The sequence below is a fragment of the Rhodococcus zopfii NBRC 100606 = JCM 9919 genome, from assembly GCF_001895025.1.
Lineage (GTDB): Bacteria > Actinomycetota > Actinomycetes > Mycobacteriales > Mycobacteriaceae > Rhodococcus > Rhodococcus zopfii.
Genome location: NZ_BCXI01000128.1, coordinates 1 through 1,091 on the forward strand (window position 1 = coordinate 1; position 1,091 = coordinate 1,091).

Sequence of the window (1,091 nt, forward strand, 5' to 3'; positions counted from 1 at the left end):
ACCGTCGCTGGTGGGGTTCCGTCGAGGCCGCGGTGCTGGTGCCGGCCGTAGACGTCGGTGCACCAGGTCAGAGCGGCGTCCTGCATCTGCGCCAGTGAGCTGAACTCGCGGCCCTTGAAGAACGAGTCGCGGATATAGGGCATCGGACGCTCGATCCGGGGTTTGTCCTTCGGTTTGCCGGCGCGAGCCGGATCGATCAACAGCCCGTAGAACAGGGCGAGCTCGGCATAGGCACGGTTGATCTTCGGGTCGTACAGGTCCGGCCGGTCGATCCCGGTTTTGAGGTTGTCGCACACCATCCGGGCCGGGACACCACCGAAGAACTCGAACGCCGCGACGTGCGAGGCGCACCACGAGGACTGATCCATCCGCAGCACCGGCTGCACGAACAGCATCCGCGAGCAGGTCAGAATCATCGCGAACGCCCACACCGCCACCCGCCGGTCGGTGGCCGGATCGCGCCACATGCCGAGCTTGCCGTAGTCGACCTGGGCCTCGTCGCCCGGTGGAACCGGGCCCCGGGGCACCGTCACCTTCGCCTCCGCCACATCTTCGGCGAATTGCGCTGCCACATAACGACGTACCGTCGATTCGGACACCGCCACACCGTGGTCGTCACGCAGACGTTGCGCAATCGTCGCGACCGTCACCGACGCCTTCAACTGCCCGCTAATCCAGTCGTGGTGCGCGGCGATCGCCGGCCACGTCACCGCCCGCGCTGCCGGGTCGCCGACCTCGGGAAACCACCCCGAGATCAGCTCCCGCCAGAGCGCCTCGTCGAACTTCCCGCCCTCGCCGGGCGCCAGCCCGGCCGCCAACGCGGGTGCCAGGTACTTCCGGATCGTCTTGCGGTCGATCCCCAGGGCCGTCGAGATCTGCACCTGAGACCGGCCGGCATGCCAATGCCGGAACAACTCCATCAGATCGGTCATTGTCCACGTTCTCCTTGCCACCGTCAGGCCCCTTCCCGGGCCGTTGTCGGTGGCCCAGTCAGGAGCGAACCTGCAGCAGCGCCGGAACCCCGGCCGACACGCCCCGAGGTGGGGAATTACGTGACGGCCGGGTGGGGAATTACGTGACGGACCAACCCC

At 67.6% G+C, this 1,091-nt stretch carries 1 protein-coding gene; it reads right to left on the reverse strand.

Annotated features, from left to right (window positions below):
- A partial coding sequence (gene istA / locus RZ1_RS29430) for an IS21 family transposase (RefSeq protein WP_139282083.1) occupies positions 1–932 on the reverse strand: 932 nt, incomplete at its 3' end.
- Between the last annotated feature and the right edge of the window lie 159 nt (positions 933–1,091).